The sequence below is a fragment of the Streptomyces sp. NPDC001927 genome, from assembly GCF_053594455.1.
This window is the reverse complement of sequence record NZ_JBSFEN010000009.1, coordinates 224,369-239,505: the sequence shown is the minus strand read 5'-3', so window position 1 is coordinate 239,505 and position 15,137 is coordinate 224,369. Positions and strand designations below refer to the sequence as shown.

The window sequence follows — 15,137 nt, the reverse complement described above, 5'->3', positions numbered from 1 at the left end:
TCAGGCAGGACGTGACCCCCGCCCCACCCGCTCCACGAGCAGCCAGCCGACGAGGGCCATCGCGACCGCGGCCGGGGCGGTGATCCGGAGGGCGATCAGGGTGGCCGAACGCCCCTCCAGGAGCCCACCGAAGCCGACCATCGACAGGCCGAGGATGCCGAAGAGGGCCAGGGTGATGCCGAGGGCGGCGACCGGACCGCCGGCAGACGTTGCGCTCGTGGGCGCGGCCCGTCGGGCGGGCGGGCGCTCGAAGCGGCGGAAGGCGGCGACCAGCAGGCCCGTGAGGACGGCCGCGGCGGCGATCCGGAGCGGCACCTGCGCCCACCAGGCGCCGGTCGCGGGCGCGGGCAGCGTGACGTCGAGGGCGAGGAGGGCGCCGTACACGCCGAGCATGGCGGTCAGGTGCCACAGGAAGGCGGTCATGGCGATCCCGTTGGCGACGACGACCTTGTGCCAGACCCCGGCACGGGCGACGAACCGGGCGCCCGGGCCCTTCAGCAGCTCGACCGCGCCGACCAGCCAGAGGCCGTGGGCCAGGAGCGCCAGAGTCGGCGGGGCCATGTTGGAGACCTTCTCGCCGGGCATCCCGACCATGGAGAGCGGGTACGGGCCGAGGGCGACGAGCCCGGCGGCGGCGAGCAGCCCGGCGCCGGCGAGGACGCCGGGGAGCCGGATCATGCCGTCGGCGCGCAGGAAGCCGAGCTGGTGGATCGCCAGCCAGACGAAGGCGAAGTTCAGGAACTCGACGAACGGCACGTCGAACGCGAAGCGGAGCACGTCCACGGCGACCGCCCCGCCCACGAGCGCGCCGAAGGCGCCCCATCCCCACCGCTCGTGCAGCTTCACGAGCGGCGGCGTGAACGCGACCATCGCGAGGTAGATCCCGATGAACCACAGCGGCTGCGTGACGAGCCGCAGCGCGACCCCGGTCAGCCCGCCGTCGGCCCCGAGGAGTTGTATCACCAGCGCGGCGGCGCCCCACACCCCGACGAACACCATGGTCGGCCGCAGCAGCCGCTGGAGCCGGGCGCGCAGGAAGCTCGCGTACGCGGGGCGGGAGCGGTAGGCGAGGGCGTGCGAGAAGCCGCCGACGAAGAAGAAGACCGGCATGACCTGGAGCGCCCAGGTGACGACCTGGAGTTCGGGCACGACGGCGAGCAGATTGCCGACCGACCCGTCGGAGGTCACCGCCGCCATCAGCCAGTGCCCGAGGACGACGACCGCGAGCGAGGCGACCCGCAGCAGATCGACGTACCGGTCACGCGTCGCGGGCGTGGCGGCGGCGAGCTCCCGCGCGCTGACGCCCCTGACTCCGTTGTTTCCCATACGCGTACGGTCGCGCGCCCACCCCACGGCCCGTCAGGGCGCGGATACTCAACCGGCCTCTGAGTACGTGCGGCGCGAACCCCCGCGCCTCACAGGAAGGCGCGGAAGACCATCCGCAGGAGCAGGAGGGAGTGGATGATCACCCCGGTCATGAGGGCCGCGCTGGTGAATCTGCGGAGCAGCTGGACCGCCAGGACGACGGACGTCGCCAGGCCGGCCGCCATGACGAGGACCAGCAACACGTAGAGCACGCCGACGATGCCCCCCATGCTGCCGTCGGCCGTCGAGACCAGGACGCTCAGGACCACGTACGTGACGATCGCCTGCGGCAGGCCGAGCAGCAGGATGACCCACATCCGGCCCGAGTAGGCGGGGGGCAGCGGAGGCCGGAAGCGCGGGCCCTGCGTCCCGGTCCGCGGCTGCGCCGTCCCGGCGGAGGGCGACAAGGGCGGCTTCGGAGGCACCGGCGGGACGCCGGGCGGTACGGGACCGGGCGGTACGGGACCGGGCGGTACGGGGCCGGGCGGTACGGCGCCAGGCGGTACGGGGCCGGGCGGTACCGCGTCCGCGTTGTTCCCGCCCGCGCCGACCACGTCCGTCAGCAGTGCGGCGAAGGCGGTGTCTCGGGCGATCTCGTCCGCCAGGACCTCCGCGGCGATCGAGGCGGCCGCTTCGCCCGGCTCGTGCCGCAGCCGTTCCAGCGCCGCCTCGCCCAGCTTGCCGCGGCTGAGCCGGTCCTCGACGAGCACCCGGACCTTCGCCTGCCGCTCGGCCCCCTCCTGGGTGGCGGGCCTGCCCTCCGTCAGCAACCGGATCGCCGCACGCGCCAGTTCCCTACCGTGCATCCCAGCCTCCCCCAGCCGATCATCACCGAGGGCGAGCCTATCCGGAGCAACTCCCTTAACCCATGGGTTCGTTGGAAGCCGAGGGGCGGGGAGCCTCCGCCCTAGCCGGCGTTCGGCTTCCACTCCTCGGCGAGGAGGCCGAGGAGCACCTCGTCGAGGAACTCGCCCATCACCCACGCCGAGGAGCGCAGGACGCCCTCGCGGACGAAGCCGTTGTGCTCGGCGGAGCGGAGCATGGCCGCGTTGTCCGCGAGCGTCTCGATGCCCAGCCGCTGCAGCCCGCGCACGACGAAGCCGTAGTGGCAGAGCACCGCGACCACGTCGGTGCCGTAGCCCTTCCCGCGGGCGGCCGGCAGCAGGCCGAGGCCGATGTGCGCGGAGCGGTTGTGGGTGTCGATGCCCCACAGGGTCGCGGTGCCGACGAGCGTGCCGCCCTCCAGCTCGACGACGGAGAACGGGACGTGCCCCTGCTCCTTGTCGTCCACCACGAGCCGCGGATCCTTCGAGCCGGGCGTGATCGGCCGCCACGGGCCGCTCTCGGCCCGCGAGCCGTTGACCACGTCGTCGTAGAGCTCGGTCCGCAGGATCGGGATGTCTTCCTCGTGCCGGGCCCTGAGCCCGATCTTGGTTCCCCTCAGCATGCGAGCTTCCTATCCGACCGGGTTCTCCGACCGCAATCGGATTAAGGGCCGGTCAGAGGAGCACGGCTCCGGGGGCCGGGGACGTCGCCACGCGCGCGGTGCGGCAGGTGCCGGAGGCGATCAGGGCGTCGGCGACCGCGCGGGCCGCGTCCTCGTCCTTCACCAGGAACGCGGTCGTCGGCCCGGAACCCGAGACCAGGGCGGCCAGGGCGCCGGCCGCCGTGCCCGCCTCCAGGGTCGCCGTCAGGGACGGGCGCAGGGAGACGGCCGCCGGCTGGAGGTCGTTCGCCAGGGCGCCGGCCAGGGCGGTCGCGTCGCCGGTGCGCAGGGCGTCCAGGAGCGCGGGCGAGGCGGCCGGTTCGGGGACGGTGACGCCCTCGTTGAGGCGGTCGAACTCGCCGTACACCGCCGGTGTCGAAAGCCCGCCGTCGGCGACGGCGAAGACCCAGTGGAAGCCGCCGCCCACCGGGAGCTCGGTCAGCCGCTCACCGCGGCCGACGCCGAGCGCCGCCCCGCCGACGAGGCTGAACGGCACGTCGCTGCCGAGCTCCGCGCAGATCTCGAGGAGTTCGGCGCGGGAGCTGTTCAGGCCCCAGAGCGCGTCGCACGCGAGCAGCGCGCCCGCGCCGTCCGCGCTGCCGCCCGCCATGCCGCCGGCGACCGGGATGTCCTTGGTGATGTGGAGGTGCACGTCCGGGGAGATCCCGTGCCGGGCGGCGAGCAGCTCGGCGGCGCGCGCGGCCAGGTTGGTGCGGTCCAGGGGGACCTTGTCCGCGTCGGGACCCTCGCAGGTGATCGTCAGCTCGGCGGCGGGCGTCGCCGTCACCTCGTCGTGGAGGGAGACGGCGAGAAAGACGTTCGCCAGGTCGTGAAACCCGTCGGCCCGCGCCCCACCGACGGCCAGCTGCACGTTGACCTTGGCGGGCACGCGCACGGTGACACGGGGCGCACCCGGCTCCGTACCAGCACCCACGCCGGACGCGGTGCCCGCGCCCAGCCCCGTACCCGTACCGGCTGCCGAACCCGCGGCCGTACCCGACGCCGTACCGCCGCCCACGCCCGTCCCCGTACCCGTCCCGCTCACGCCTTCGCCTCCGCGATCCTCGCGAACTCCTCCACCGTCAGCGACTCGCCGCGCGCCTGCGGCGAGATGCCGGCCTTCACCAGGGCCTCCTCCGCCGCGGCGGGCGAGCCCGCCCAGCCGGCGAGGGCGGCGCGGAGGGTCTTGCGGCGCTGCGCGAAGGCCGCGTCGACGACCGCGAAGACCTCGCGCTTGGAGGCGGTCGTCGCGACCGGCTCCGTGCGGCGGACCAGCGAGACCAGGCCCGAGTCGACGTTCGGGGCGGGCCAGAAGACGTTGCGGCCGATCGAGCCGGCCCGCTTCACGTCGGCGTACCAGTTCGCCTTCACCGACGGCACGCCGTACACCTTGTTGCCGGGCTTGGCCGCCAGCCGGTCCGCGACCTCCGCCTGGACCATGACGAGCGTCCGCTCGATGGTCGGGAAGCGGTCGAGCATGTGCAGCAGGACGGGCACGGCCACGTTGTACGGGAGGTTCGCGACCAGGGCCGTGGGCGGCGGGCCCGGCAGCTCCTGGACGTCCATGGCGTCGGAGTGGACCAGGGCGAACCGGTCCTTCTTCTCCGGCAGCCGCGCCTCGATCGTCGACGGCAGCGCGCCCGCCAGGATGTCGTCGATCTCGACGGCCGTCACCCGGTCCGCCGCTTCGAGCAGCGCCAGGGTCAGCGAGCCGAGCCCGGGGCCCACCTCCACGACCACGTCGTCGGGGCGCACCTCGGCCGTGCGGACGATCCGCCGGACCGTGTTGGCGTCGATGACGAAGTTCTGCCCCTTCTGCTTCGTGGGGCGCACGCCAAGGGCTGCTGCCAGTTCACGGATGTCGGCGGGGCCGAGGAGGGCGTCGGGGCCTTCGGGGCCGGTGGTGGTGCTCACCGGTACAGCCTACGGCTCACCGGTGGAGGCGTCGGCCGCGTGCGGCCAGGGAGGCTCACCGGTGGAGGCGTCGGCCGCAGTGCGGCCAGGGGCTCGCGCCCCGCTGCACGTACAGCTTCTTCGCCCGGAACGTCTGCTCGGACGCGGGCGCGTTCTGGGCGACGCCGCTGCCGCCGAGCGAGCGCCAGGTGCCGGGGTCGAACTGGTAGAGCCCGCCGTACGTCCCCGAGGGGTCGACCGCGTTCGGCCGGCCGCCGGACTCGCAGGCGGCGAGCGCGCCCCAGTCGAGCCCGTCCGCGCCCGCGACGGAGGTGGGCAGCGGCCGGGTGCCGACCTTCACCTTCTGGGTGACGGGCTCGCGGACGATCTCCTCGCCGGTCTTCCTGGGCTTCTGCCGGACGCCGTTGACGGTCCGGAGGCTGTACGTGACGCGGCGCACGCCCTGGACACCCTGCCGTTCGACGACCTCCGTGCCCGCGAAGAGCTCGGGGTCGCGGGTCCGCTCGACGGCGTACGGGATCGGCTCCTCGCGGATCTCCTGGGTGCCGGTGATCCGCATGACGGTGATCGTCTGGCCGTCGCGCGGGAAGGAGCCGGGCGGCACGGAGGTGGTGTCCTGGCCGGAGAGGGTGATCCCGGCCTCCTCGACGGCCTCGCGGACGGTGGCGGCGTTGGTGCGCAGGGTCCGCTCGCGGCCGTCGGCGAGGAGGGTGACGGTCCGTTCCGTCCGGACGTCGAGGGTGAGGCCCCGGCGGGAGATGGGCGCGGAGCGGGAGACGGAGAGGTAGGCGCCCTCGGCCCGTACCCCGAGCTGGCGCAGCGCGGCGTCGACGGTCCTGGCCGTCGTCCACACCTGGCGGCGCCGGCCGTCGAGGGTGAGGGCGACCGGGCGGCCGTAGCGGACGACGACCTCGTCGCCGCTGGCCAGGTCGGCGCCGGGAGCCGGGGCGACGATGTCGTGGGAGCCGACGGCGAGCCCCTCGTCGGCGAGCAGCTCCTCGACGTCGTCGGCGAACGTGTGCAGGGTCCGCGGGACGCCGTCGACGGAGAGCCGGATCGCCTTGTCGTTGGCGACGAAGGCGCTGGTGCCGCCGGCCAGGAAGGCGACGACCAGGGCCTGCGGGACGATGCGCCGCAGGCTCTCGGCAGGGCCCGACCTGGCCTTGCGGCGGCGGGCCGCGCGCCGGGCCTCGACGCGCGGGCCCGGGGCCTGGGCCTGGCCCTGGGGCGGGAGGAGGACCGCCGCCTGCGTCAGCTGGTCGTGGACGGACACGGGCGCCGGCGTCGGCGCCGGCTCCGAACGCCGCGGGGAGCGGTGACTGCCCTGGGAAGTGCTCACGAGGCCGGGACCCTAGCCCCGGCGGCGATCACTCTCCAAAACGACCCGGCTACTGCACGTAACCGTTACGCAAGGGTGATCTCGGGAGGCCTCAGTAGACGCCTCAGTAGTCGAAGGCGCGGGCCGTGTTCACCCCGATCGCCTCGCACAGCTCCTCCTCCGAGATCCCGCGCACGGCGGCCATCGCGCGGACGGTCACCGGGATGAGGTACGGCGCGTTCGGCCGCCCCCGGTAGGGCGCCGGGGTCAGGAACGGGGCGTCCGTCTCGACCAGGACGAGGTCGAGCGGGGCGACGGCGAGTGCGTCGCGCAGCGGCTGGGCGTTCTTGAAGGTCATGTTGCCGGCGAAGGACATGTAGTAGCCCTTGGCGGCGCAGATCGCGGCCATCTCGGCGTCGCCGGAGTAGCAGTGGAAGACGGTCCGCTCCGGCGCGCCCTCCTCGTCCAGGACCCGCAGGACGTCGGCGTGGGCGTCGCGGTCGTGGATGACGAGCGCCTTGCCGTGGCGCTTGGCGATCTCGATGTGGGCGCGGAAGGAGCGTTCCTGGGCGGCCATGCCCTCGGGGCCGGTACGGAAGTAGTCGAGGCCGGTCTCGCCGACGGCGCGGACGTACGGCAGGGCGGCGAGCCGGTCGATCTCGGCGAGCGCGTCGTCCAGGGCCGCGTCCCCGCCCGCGTCGCGGGCGCCCTGCCGGGACCAGCCGTCGGGGTCGCCGAGGACGATCCGGGGCGCCTCGTTGGGGTGCAGGGCGACGGCGGCGTGGACGTGCTCGTGGGCGGCGGCGGTCTCGGCGGCCCACTGGGAGCCCTTGATGTCGCAGCCGACCTGGACGACGGTCGTGACGCCGACGGCGGCGGCCTTGGTGAGGGCCTCCTCGACGGTGCCGGACTGCATGTCCAGGTGCGTGTGGGAATCCGCCACCGGGAGGGGGAGCGGCTCGGGCAGCGGCGGCGGGGCGTCCTTCGAACTCATGGCCCCGATCGTACGAGGGCCATGAGTTCACCCGCGCGAAGGCCCGGTAGGGCTCGGTGCTCAGTGCTTGCGCTGGAAGGGCCGCAGCAGGTCCGACAGGCGCCAGCCCCGGGACTCCTCCTCCGTGACGTGCACGGGCCCGGGCACGTCACCCGTCGGGGCGGCCGGGCCCTCCTCGCGCTCCAGGTCCTGCCCGATCGGCCCCGCCATGCCGATCGGTCCGGCCGGGGTCGCGGGCCTGTGCGCCGTACCGGAGACGTTCCGGTGGTGGGACTGCTCCCACGAGTTCAGGACCGAGGAAACCTGCCCCGCGCGCATGATGCGGACGACATGTCCGCTGCAGTTCATGCAGGTCGGACTGGACAGCGGTGAGGGAACCCGCTCACCACCGGCCTTGTAGACGATGAATTCCTGGCCGGCGGCGTCGACGTGGTGCTCGATGTCGTACGCCTGCTCCCAGCCGTACCCGCAACGCATGCAGGCGAAGGCGTACGCCTCGTGGGCGACGGGTATGCCGGTGCCGGTGATCTCACTCATGCCAGCTCCTCTCCACTGATCAGTGGACGCCTTTTCGGGCCGGAGCGCATCAGCGCCGGTCGAACAATGGAAGGGTCTTTTGCCTTCCCTTGCTCTCAGGCCTTCAAGGAGCCTGCCGCGCGGGTTTCGCTTTGCTTTTCACGATAGCTCTTTACCGATTCGAGGGCTCCTCAAGGCTTTACCGCTTTCGCGTCGGCGTTCTTCGCGGCGACGACGGCGTCGAAGACCTCGCGCTTGGGCAGCCCCGCGTCGGCGGCGACCGCCGCGATGGCCTCCTTGCGCCGCTCCCCCGCCTCCTCGCGCACCCGCACCCTGCGCACCAGCTCCTCGGCGTCCAGCTCGGCGGGGGCGGCCTCCGGGGCGCCCTCGACGACGACGGTGATCTCGCCCCGTACGCCGTCCTTGGCCCACTCCGCGAGCTCGCCGAGGCCGCCGCGCTTGACCTCCTCGTACGTCTTGGTCAGTTCGCGGCAGACGGCGGCGCGGCGCTCGGTGCCGAAGACCTCGGCCATCGCGGCGAGGGTGTCGTCGAGCCGGTGCGGGGCCTCGAAGTAGACGAGGGTGCGGCGCTCGTCGGCGACCTCGCGGAGCCGGCCGAGGCGCTCGCCGGCCTTGCGGGGCAGGAAGCCCTCGAAGCAGAAGCGGTCCACGGGCAGCCCGGAGAGGGCGAGCGCGGTCAGCACGGCGGAGGGGCCGGGGACGGCGGTGACCTTGATGTCCTGCTCGACGGCGGCGGCGACGAGCCGGTAGCCGGGGTCGGAGACGGAGGGCATGCCGGCGTCGGTGACGAGGAGCACGCGGGCGCCGCCGACGAGGGCTTCGACCAGTTCGGGCGTACGGGCGGACTCGTTGCCCTCGAAGTAGGAGACGACCCGGCCGGAGGTGTGCACGCCGAGGGCCCTGGTGAGGCCGCGCAGCCGCCGGGTGTCCTCGGCCGCGACGATGTCGGCGCTCTCCAGCTCGGTCGCGAGCCGCGGCGGCGCGTCCGCGATGTCCCCGATGGGCGTTCCTGCGAGTACCAGCGTTCCTGTCACAAGGGTCATCCTCGCAGCCCGGACGGAGGACTCGCACAGAAGCGTTCCCTACGATGGCGCGGTGACCAGTACCGCACCGGAGACCCTGCAGGGTCAGCGCGCCGTGGAAGAGCCCCCGTCGTGGCAGCAGCGTCTGCGGCGCTTCGGCTACACGCCCCCACCGAAGAGCGTCGCGGGCCCGGGCCTCCGGGAGCGTCTCGTACCGCCGTACACGCGCCCCTCGCCGCGGATGTGGTCGCTGCTCGGGCTTTCGGCGGGCGCGGGGGAGCGGGTGTGGCGGCTGGCCGGCTGGGGCGGTCCGCTGCTCGTGGCGCTGGTCGCGGGCGTGCTGCGGTTCTGGAACCTGGGCAAGCCGCACGCGGTGATATTCGACGAGACGTATTACGCGAAGGACTCCTGGGCGCTGATCAACCAGGGGTACGAGGGTGCGTGGCCGAAGGACATCGACAAGTCGATCCTGAACGACCCGGACTCGGTCCTGATCCCGACGGACCCGGGCTATGTCGTCCATCCGCCGATGGGCAAATGGGTCATCGGTCTGGGCGAGAAGCTCATCGGCTTCGAGCCGTTCGGCTGGCGCTTCATGGTGGCGCTGCTGGGCACACTCTCGGTCCTGATGCTCTGCCGAATCGGCAGACGCCTGTTCCGCTCCACGTTCCTGGGCTGCCTGGCGGGCCTGCTGCTGGCGGTGGACGGCCTGCACTTCGTGATGAGCCGTACGGCGCTGCTCGACCAGGTCCTGATGTTCTTCGTGCTCGCGTCGTTCGCGTGCCTGGTCCTGGACCGGGACTGGGCGAGGCGGCGGCTCGCGGCGGCGCTCCCGGAGGACGAGGAGGGGGTGCTGCGGCCTGACGCGGACGTGGCGGAGACACTGCGTCTCGGCTGGCGACCGTGGCGGCTCGCGGCGGGGGTGTCGCTGGGGCTCGCGGCGGCGACGAAGTGGAACGGCCTGTACGTGATGGTCGCCTTCGGGCTCCTCACGGTCCTGTGGGACGTGGGCGGCCGGCGCACGGCGGGCGCGGTGCGCCCGTACCTCGCGGTGATCAAGCGCGACCTGCTGCCGGCGTTCGTCTCTGTCGTACCGGTCGCGATCGTCACGTACCTGGTGACGTGGACGGGCTGGATCGTCACGGACAAGGGCTACTTCCGCAATTGGGCAGCGGAGCAGGACAAGGTGAACGGCGGCGGCTTCTGGTCCGCCGTCCTCCCGGACTGGCTGCGGAGCCTGTGGCACTACGAGAGCGAGGTCTACACGTTCCACGTGGGCCTGAACTCGCCGCACACGTACGAGTCAAACCCGTGGAGCTGGATCGTCCTGGGCCGCCCGGTCTCGTACTTCTACGAGTCCCCGGCCCCCGGCACGGCGGGCTGCCCGTCGACCGCGACGGAGAAGTGCGCCCAGGAGGTCCTGGCCCTCGGCACGCCCCTCCTGTGGTGGGCGGCCTGCTTCGCGATCCTGTACGTCCTGTGGCGCTGGTTCTTCCGCCGCGACTGGCGCGCGGGCGCGATCGCCTGCGGCATCGCGGCGGGCTGGCTCCCGTGGTTCCTCTACCAGGAACGCACGATCTTCCTCTTCTACGCGGTGGTCTTCGTCCCGTTCCTGTGTCTGGCGGTCACAATGATGCTCGGCGCGATGATCGGCCCAGCAGGCTCCTCGGAACGCCGCCGCACCTTCGGCGCGGTGGGGGCGGGAGTCCTGGTCCTGCTCATCGTCTGGAACTTCATCTACTTCTGGCCGATCTACACGGGCACATCGATCCCGATGGACCAGTGGCGGAATCGGATGTGGCTGGACACGTGGGTCTAGCGGGGGCCCGCAGGTCGGGCCGTCACCATCCGATGTCACAGGCCTCGCCTACGGTGCGCCCATGAGCGTTCCCGAGGTCATCCCGATCGGTCACGAGCCTGACTACCGCACAAGCACCATCGGCCGGTGGCAGGGCGGCCAGTTCTTCGCGTCGGTCACCGCGGCCTTCCCCGAGGGCTGGAGCGGCGACGACTGGCAGTCCCAGAAGCGTTGGTGCGCGGTGCTCCATCGGTTCGACAGCGCCGGCCGGCACATGGACTCGCGCATCCAGTTCACCGGCACAACGGCGGACGGCGAAAGGAAAGCGATCGCCGCCGCGCTCCAGCTACTGGACGGGTGGCTGGACGCCCTTCCGGAACGGGAGTACCAGGACATCGCGATCGCCCCCTTCGCCGTCCGGTTCGAGGGCGCCCTGTTCGGCCTGGTCCTGGAGGGACGCGAGGAGGGCAGGGAAGAGGACGGCGTGTGGGCCGAGTTCTATCCCGACGGCCTGGGCTTCAGCGCGCCCTGGGACGGCCAGTACGACACCTGAGCCCGAGCCGACGAGACGTCCCCGACCACCGCGGACCACTGCTCGCGCCCGACCGGCCGACGGACCGGCCGACGGACCGGCCGACGGACCGTCACGCCGATCATCGCCGGGCGGATCGTCGTCTCAGCTCGCTTCGGGTGCCTCCAGGCAATCCGGCATCGCCTTCGTGGTCGCGCCGCGCCGGATCAGCTTGCGTGTCTCGACGTAGCACTCCATGACTCCGCAGACGCCCAGCACGATGTACGCGACGAGCCAAGGCAGCGATCGCTCTTCGGCGACCCCGAAGCAGAACGCGAGCACACCCACCAGGAGCGGTGCACCGGCCTTACGGAGCCACAGCTTGATCCGGTCCCGCATAGCCCCGCCTTCCGTCGCCCGCCGCCGCGGACGGCTGGGGAGCGAGCATACGAGGCGGGCGGAGCCGGTCCTGAACCGGGCGCGGCCCTGGCCGCCCGCTACTTGCTGCTCTCCTGGCGGGGCGAGGAGTGGAACTCGCTGGCCGTGACGGCCGATGACGTGGTCGTCGGCCATGTGATGTGGGCGTACGACGACGGTGACGGCGTCAGCGGGGAGAAGGAGGACGACGAGGTCGTCGCCGTGATGAGTGCGGGCCGGGCGGCCTGAGTTCGAGGAAGGGGCCTTCGTTCACTCGGGCTGCGCCCATTGGACGGCGGTGCCGTAGGCGACGTACGTGGCGATGAGGCCGGCGACCGGGATGATCGACACGCCGAGCACCCCGTCCGCGCCGATCTTGTGGGCCTCCGTCTGCATGCTCGTCACCGCTTGCGTCGGGGTGTCCTGCGGGTATCCGGCGACGACGCCGAGCGCGGTGTGCGGGTGCGGCGGTGCGGGCAGGGTCACGCTGTAGAAGCCGAGGGTGGCCTCGCGGGCGGCCCACTCCCGCTCGTTGCGCTCCTGCTGTTCCTTCTTCTGCTTGCGGTCCATCGCGCCATCCTCCCCCGGCCCCGAACGCACGATCGATGGCCACCCGTGACAAACGCTTGCCACGGGTGCTTGACTGGGGAACTTCTGAGACTGCTGGGGCTTCTGGGGAGGGGACCGCAGAGATGCGCAGTGGGGTGAAGGTCGCGATCGTCGGCGGAGTGTTCGTCGTCGTGGCGGGCGGGGTCGCCTACGGGGGGTACAACCTCTGGCAGGGCGTCAACGGGGGCTCCGGTGGGGGCGTTTCCACCAAGTCGGAGGAGAAGCGGACCGGGCCCGTCACCGCGGACGAGGTGAACACCGCCGCCAAGGAGTTCCTCGCCGCGTGGGCCGCGGGCGAGCCCGAGAAGGCCGGGCAGCTGACCAACAACCCCGTCGACGCCGGGCCCGTCGTGGCCGACTTCGGCGTGGGCGCGAAGGTCTCCAAGGCCGAGATCGTCCCGGGCACGCCCGTCGGCCCGAAGGTGCCGTTCACGGTGAAGGCGACCGTCACGTACGAGGGCGAGTCCAAGCCCTGGACGTACACCTCCGAACTGACCGTCGTACGCGGGATCTCCACCGGTCGGGCGCTCGTCGACTGGAAGCCGGCCGTCATCCACCCGAAGCTGACCGCGAACGCGACCCTGCACACCGGCCCCGCCAAGACCGGCGCGATCATGGCCGTCGACCGCAAGGGCGTCGAGCTGACGGCGGAGAAGTACCCCTCTCTCGGGCCGATCCTGGACCAGCTCCGCGAGAAGTACGCGGCGAAGGCCGGCGGGCAGCCGGGGGTCGAGACCTGGATCGAGTCCGGCACGGACGGCGTCCCGAACACCACCCTCATCACCCATGTGAAGGGCAAGCCCGGCCGCCTGGAGACCACGATCGACGCGCAGGCGCAGGCGGCCGCCGAGAAGGCCGTGAAGCAGTACGGGGAGGCCTCGGTGGTCGCGGTCAAGCCGTCCACCGGCGAGATCCGCGCCGTCGCCAACGCCCCCTCGGCCGGCTTCAACGCGGCCTTCGAGGGCAAGCAGGCTCCCGGCTCGACCTGGAAGATCGTCACAGCTGCGCTGCTCCTGGAGAAGGGGCTCGTGACCGCGAACGGCACCGCGGAGTGTCCGCAGACCGTCCGCTACTACACCCGCACCTTCCACAACCTCGACAACTTCGCGCTCGGCACCGTCCCGTTCAAGCGGAGCTTCGCCAAGTCCTGCAACACCGCCTTCATCAAGCTGATCAACGAGGTCGACGACGACTCCGCGCTCGGCAAGGAGGCCCGGGACGTCTTCGGGATCGGCCTCGACTGGAAGACCGGCATCGTCTCGTCCGACGGGTCCGTCCCCGAGGAGACGCAGGGCGCGGCGGCGGAGCAGTACATCGGGCAGGGCACGGTCCAGATGAACGCCCTCAACATCGCCTCCGTCACCGCCACCGCGAAGTACGGCACCTTCAAGCAGCCGTTCCTGGTGTCGCAGGAGCTGGACGGGCGGCCGTTCGCCAAGGCCGCGCGCTCCCTCTCGCCCTCCGTCTCGAGCCAGCTGCGCGCCATGATGCGCGCCGCGGCGACCGGCGAGGGCACGGCCGCGGCGGCGATGGCCTCGGTCGGCGGCGAGAAGGGCGCGAAGACCGGCTCGGCGGAGGTCGACGGCCAGGCCACCTCCAACAGCTGGTTCACCGGCTACTCCGACGACCTCTCGGCGGCGGCCGTCGTCCAGTCGGGCGGGCATGGTGGGGACGCGGCCGGGAAGGTCGTGGCGAGCGTGTTGCGGGCGGGGTGAGGACTGAGTGAGGGCTGGGTGAGGGTCGGGGGTCCCCCCATCTCACTCGGCGAATGCAGTCGCGTGGCCCGTACACCGAACGCTAGCGTGCGGGCCATGAGCTCACCCGAATCCCCCGCGCACCCCCAGTTCGCCGCTGCCCTGGCCGCACTCGGCCTCGACCCCGAGATCCGCCGCTTCCCCGACGAGACCCGTACCGCCGTCCAGGCCGCCGAGGCCATCGGCTGCGAGCCGGCCGAGATCGTCAAGTCGCTGGTCTTCGCGGCGGACGGGGTGCCGGTGCTCGTGCTGATGGACGGCTCGTCGCGGGTGGACGTGGAGCGGGTGCGCGCGGAGCTCGGTGCCGAGGCCGTGACGCGGGTCGACGCGAAGGTCGTCCGGGAGACGACCGGGTACGCGATCGGGGGCGTCCCGCCGTTCGGGCACCGCACCCGGACGCGGGTCCTGGCCGACCGGGGGCTGCTCGACCACGCCGTGGTGTGGGCGGCCGCGGGCAACCCGCACACCGTGTTCGCCCTCGACCCGAAGTCGCTGATCGCCCACGCGGGCGGCGCGCTGGTGGACGTCCGCGAGCGGACCGCGTGACCCCCCTGGTCGTCGCGGCGGTGCTGCTGGCCGCCGTGACCCACGCCGCCTGGAACGCGATGGCCCACACCATCCGCGACCAGCTGCTCTCCTTCACCCTGATATCCGGCGGCGGCGCGCTGATCGGTGCGGTCGCCGCCGTCTTCGTACCGCTGCCCGCGGCCGGGGCGTGGCCGTACCTGATCGCCTCCGCCGTGCTGCACGTGGCGTACATGATGCTGCTGATGCGGTCGTTCACGCTGGGCGACTTCGGGCAGATGTATCCGATCGCCCGCGGTACGGCCCCGCTGGCGGTGACGTTCCTCGCGGCGGTCTTCGTCGACGAGATCCCCAGCGTCCCGCAGCTCACCGGTGTCGCGGTCGCCTGCGCGGGCCTGACCGGCCTCGCCCTGTGGGGCATCCGGGGCTCGGGCCGGCGCCCCGACTGGGCGGCGCTGCTCGCGGCCGGGGCGACGGGCCTGGCCATCGCGGGCTACACGGTCGTCGACGGCGTCGGCGTCCGCACCTCCGGCACACCGCTCGGGTACATCGCCTGGCTGATGGTCCTGGAGGGCGTGGCCATCCCGGCGTACGCCCTGTGGGCCCGGCGGCGGACCCTGCTGACCCAGCTCCGCCCGTACGCCGCCCGGGGGCTGTGCGGGGCGGCCCTGTCGGTCGCCGCGTACGGACTCGTCCTCTGGGCCCAGACCCGGGCCCCGCTGGCGCCGATCGCGGCGCTGCGGGAGTCGTCGATCATCGTCGGGGCGGCGATCGGGGCGGTGTTCTTCAAGGAGCGGTTCGGGGGGCCGAGGATCGCGGCGGCGGGGCTGATGGTGGTCGGGATCGGCCTGATGCTGACGACTGCCTGAGCCGGCTCTCACGCGCGG

General features: G+C 72.6%; 17 protein-coding genes. 6 read left to right on the top strand and 11 right to left on the bottom strand.

What is annotated here, in order from left to right; translation table 11 throughout:
• From ACWCO8_RS25180 to rsmI, 9 genes are all read right to left on the bottom strand, one after another.
• On the bottom strand, positions 1-1,326 hold the full coding sequence (locus ACWCO8_RS25180) for an acyltransferase family protein (protein WP_451034158.1): 1,326 nt from the start codon (positions 1,324-1,326) through the stop codon (positions 1-3).
• Positions 1,327-1,415: 89 nt separating this feature from the next.
• Complete coding sequence (locus tag ACWCO8_RS25175; protein WP_451034157.1) at positions 1,416-2,171, bottom strand: hypothetical protein; 756 nt, start codon at positions 2,169-2,171, stop codon at positions 1,416-1,418.
• A 101-nt stretch (positions 2,172-2,272) separates the two neighbouring features.
• A complete protein-coding gene (locus tag ACWCO8_RS25170; RefSeq protein ID WP_451034156.1) occupies positions 2,273-2,812 on the bottom strand; it encodes a GNAT family N-acetyltransferase in 540 nt (179 codons plus the stop codon).
• A 52-nt stretch (positions 2,813-2,864) separates the two neighbouring features.
• A complete protein-coding gene (locus ACWCO8_RS25165; RefSeq protein ID WP_451034270.1) occupies positions 2,865-3,785 on the bottom strand; it encodes a 4-(cytidine 5'-diphospho)-2-C-methyl-D-erythritol kinase in 921 nt (306 codons plus the stop codon).
• Between the two features lie 107 nt (positions 3,786-3,892).
• A complete protein-coding gene (rsmA, locus tag ACWCO8_RS25160; protein ID WP_451034155.1) occupies positions 3,893-4,765 on the bottom strand; it encodes a 16S rRNA (adenine(1518)-N(6)/adenine(1519)-N(6))-dimethyltransferase RsmA in 873 nt (290 codons plus the stop codon).
• Positions 4,766-4,820: 55 nt separating this feature from the next.
• Complete coding sequence (locus ACWCO8_RS25155) at positions 4,821-6,104, bottom strand: ubiquitin-like domain-containing protein (RefSeq protein WP_451034154.1); 1,284 nt, start codon at positions 6,102-6,104, stop codon at positions 4,821-4,823.
• A 103-nt stretch (positions 6,105-6,207) separates the two neighbouring features.
• Positions 6,208-7,077, bottom strand: coding sequence for a TatD family hydrolase (locus ACWCO8_RS25150; RefSeq protein ID WP_451034153.1), 870 nt, complete (start codon positions 7,075-7,077; stop codon positions 6,208-6,210).
• A gap of 60 nt (positions 7,078-7,137) precedes the next feature.
• Positions 7,138-7,614, bottom strand: a complete 477-nt coding sequence (locus tag ACWCO8_RS25145; RefSeq protein WP_451034152.1) for a hypothetical protein — start codon at positions 7,612-7,614, stop codon at positions 7,138-7,140.
• Positions 7,615-7,784: 170 nt separating this feature from the next.
• Positions 7,785-8,657 (bottom strand): 16S rRNA (cytidine(1402)-2'-O)-methyltransferase, encoded by an 873-nt coding sequence (rsmI, locus tag ACWCO8_RS25140; protein WP_451034151.1) that lies wholly within the window; start codon positions 8,655-8,657, stop codon positions 7,785-7,787.
• Positions 8,658-8,709: 52 nt separating this feature from the next.
• Here rsmI and ACWCO8_RS25135 point away from each other — a divergent pair, with 52 nt between their 5' ends.
• Together ACWCO8_RS25135 and ACWCO8_RS25130 are read left to right on the top strand one after the other, a co-directional pair.
• Positions 8,710-10,455, top strand: coding sequence for a dolichyl-phosphate-mannose--protein mannosyltransferase (locus ACWCO8_RS25135; protein WP_451034150.1), 1,746 nt, complete (start codon positions 8,710-8,712; stop codon positions 10,453-10,455).
• Positions 10,456-10,516: 61 nt separating this feature from the next.
• Positions 10,517-10,987 carry a hypothetical protein gene (locus tag ACWCO8_RS25130; RefSeq protein WP_451034149.1) on the top strand — a complete coding sequence of 157 codons (471 nt, stop codon included), beginning with the start codon at positions 10,517-10,519 and terminating at the stop codon, positions 10,985-10,987.
• A 123-nt stretch (positions 10,988-11,110) separates the two neighbouring features.
• Here ACWCO8_RS25130 and ACWCO8_RS25125 read toward each other — a convergent pair whose 3' ends face one another.
• Positions 11,111-11,344, bottom strand: coding sequence for a hypothetical protein (locus ACWCO8_RS25125; RefSeq protein WP_451034148.1), 234 nt, complete (start codon positions 11,342-11,344; stop codon positions 11,111-11,113).
• A 102-nt stretch (positions 11,345-11,446) separates the two neighbouring features.
• Between ACWCO8_RS25125 and ACWCO8_RS25120 the strand changes: the two genes are divergently transcribed.
• The gene (locus ACWCO8_RS25120) at positions 11,447-11,611 is read left to right on the top strand and encodes a hypothetical protein (protein ID WP_451034147.1); all 165 of its coding nucleotides are present in this window, start codon (positions 11,447-11,449) and stop codon (positions 11,609-11,611) included.
• 21 nt (positions 11,612-11,632) lie between these two features.
• Here the strand turns inward: ACWCO8_RS25120 and ACWCO8_RS25115 are convergent, their stop codons facing one another.
• The gene (locus tag ACWCO8_RS25115; protein ID WP_451034146.1) at positions 11,633-11,932 is read right to left on the bottom strand and encodes a heavy metal-binding domain-containing protein; all 300 of its coding nucleotides are present in this window, start codon (positions 11,930-11,932) and stop codon (positions 11,633-11,635) included.
• Positions 11,933-12,054: 122 nt separating this feature from the next.
• On the opposite strand from ACWCO8_RS25115, the gene ACWCO8_RS25110 reads away from it, so the two are divergent.
• The 3 genes from ACWCO8_RS25110 (at position 12,055) to ACWCO8_RS25100 (ending at position 15,119) form a co-directional block, all read left to right on the top strand.
• Positions 12,055-13,686: a penicillin-binding transpeptidase domain-containing protein gene (locus ACWCO8_RS25110; RefSeq protein WP_451034145.1), complete on the top strand. Its 1,632-nt coding sequence runs from the start codon at positions 12,055-12,057 to the stop codon at positions 13,684-13,686.
• A 96-nt stretch (positions 13,687-13,782) separates the two neighbouring features.
• The gene (locus ACWCO8_RS25105; RefSeq protein ID WP_451034144.1) at positions 13,783-14,271 is read left to right on the top strand and encodes a YbaK/EbsC family protein; all 489 of its coding nucleotides are present in this window, start codon (positions 13,783-13,785) and stop codon (positions 14,269-14,271) included.
• A complete protein-coding gene (locus ACWCO8_RS25100) occupies positions 14,268-15,119 on the top strand; it encodes an EamA family transporter (protein WP_451034143.1) in 852 nt (283 codons plus the stop codon). The genes ACWCO8_RS25105 and ACWCO8_RS25100 overlap by 4 nt, the downstream gene beginning before the upstream one ends.
• Positions 15,120-15,137 lie beyond the last annotated feature (18 nt).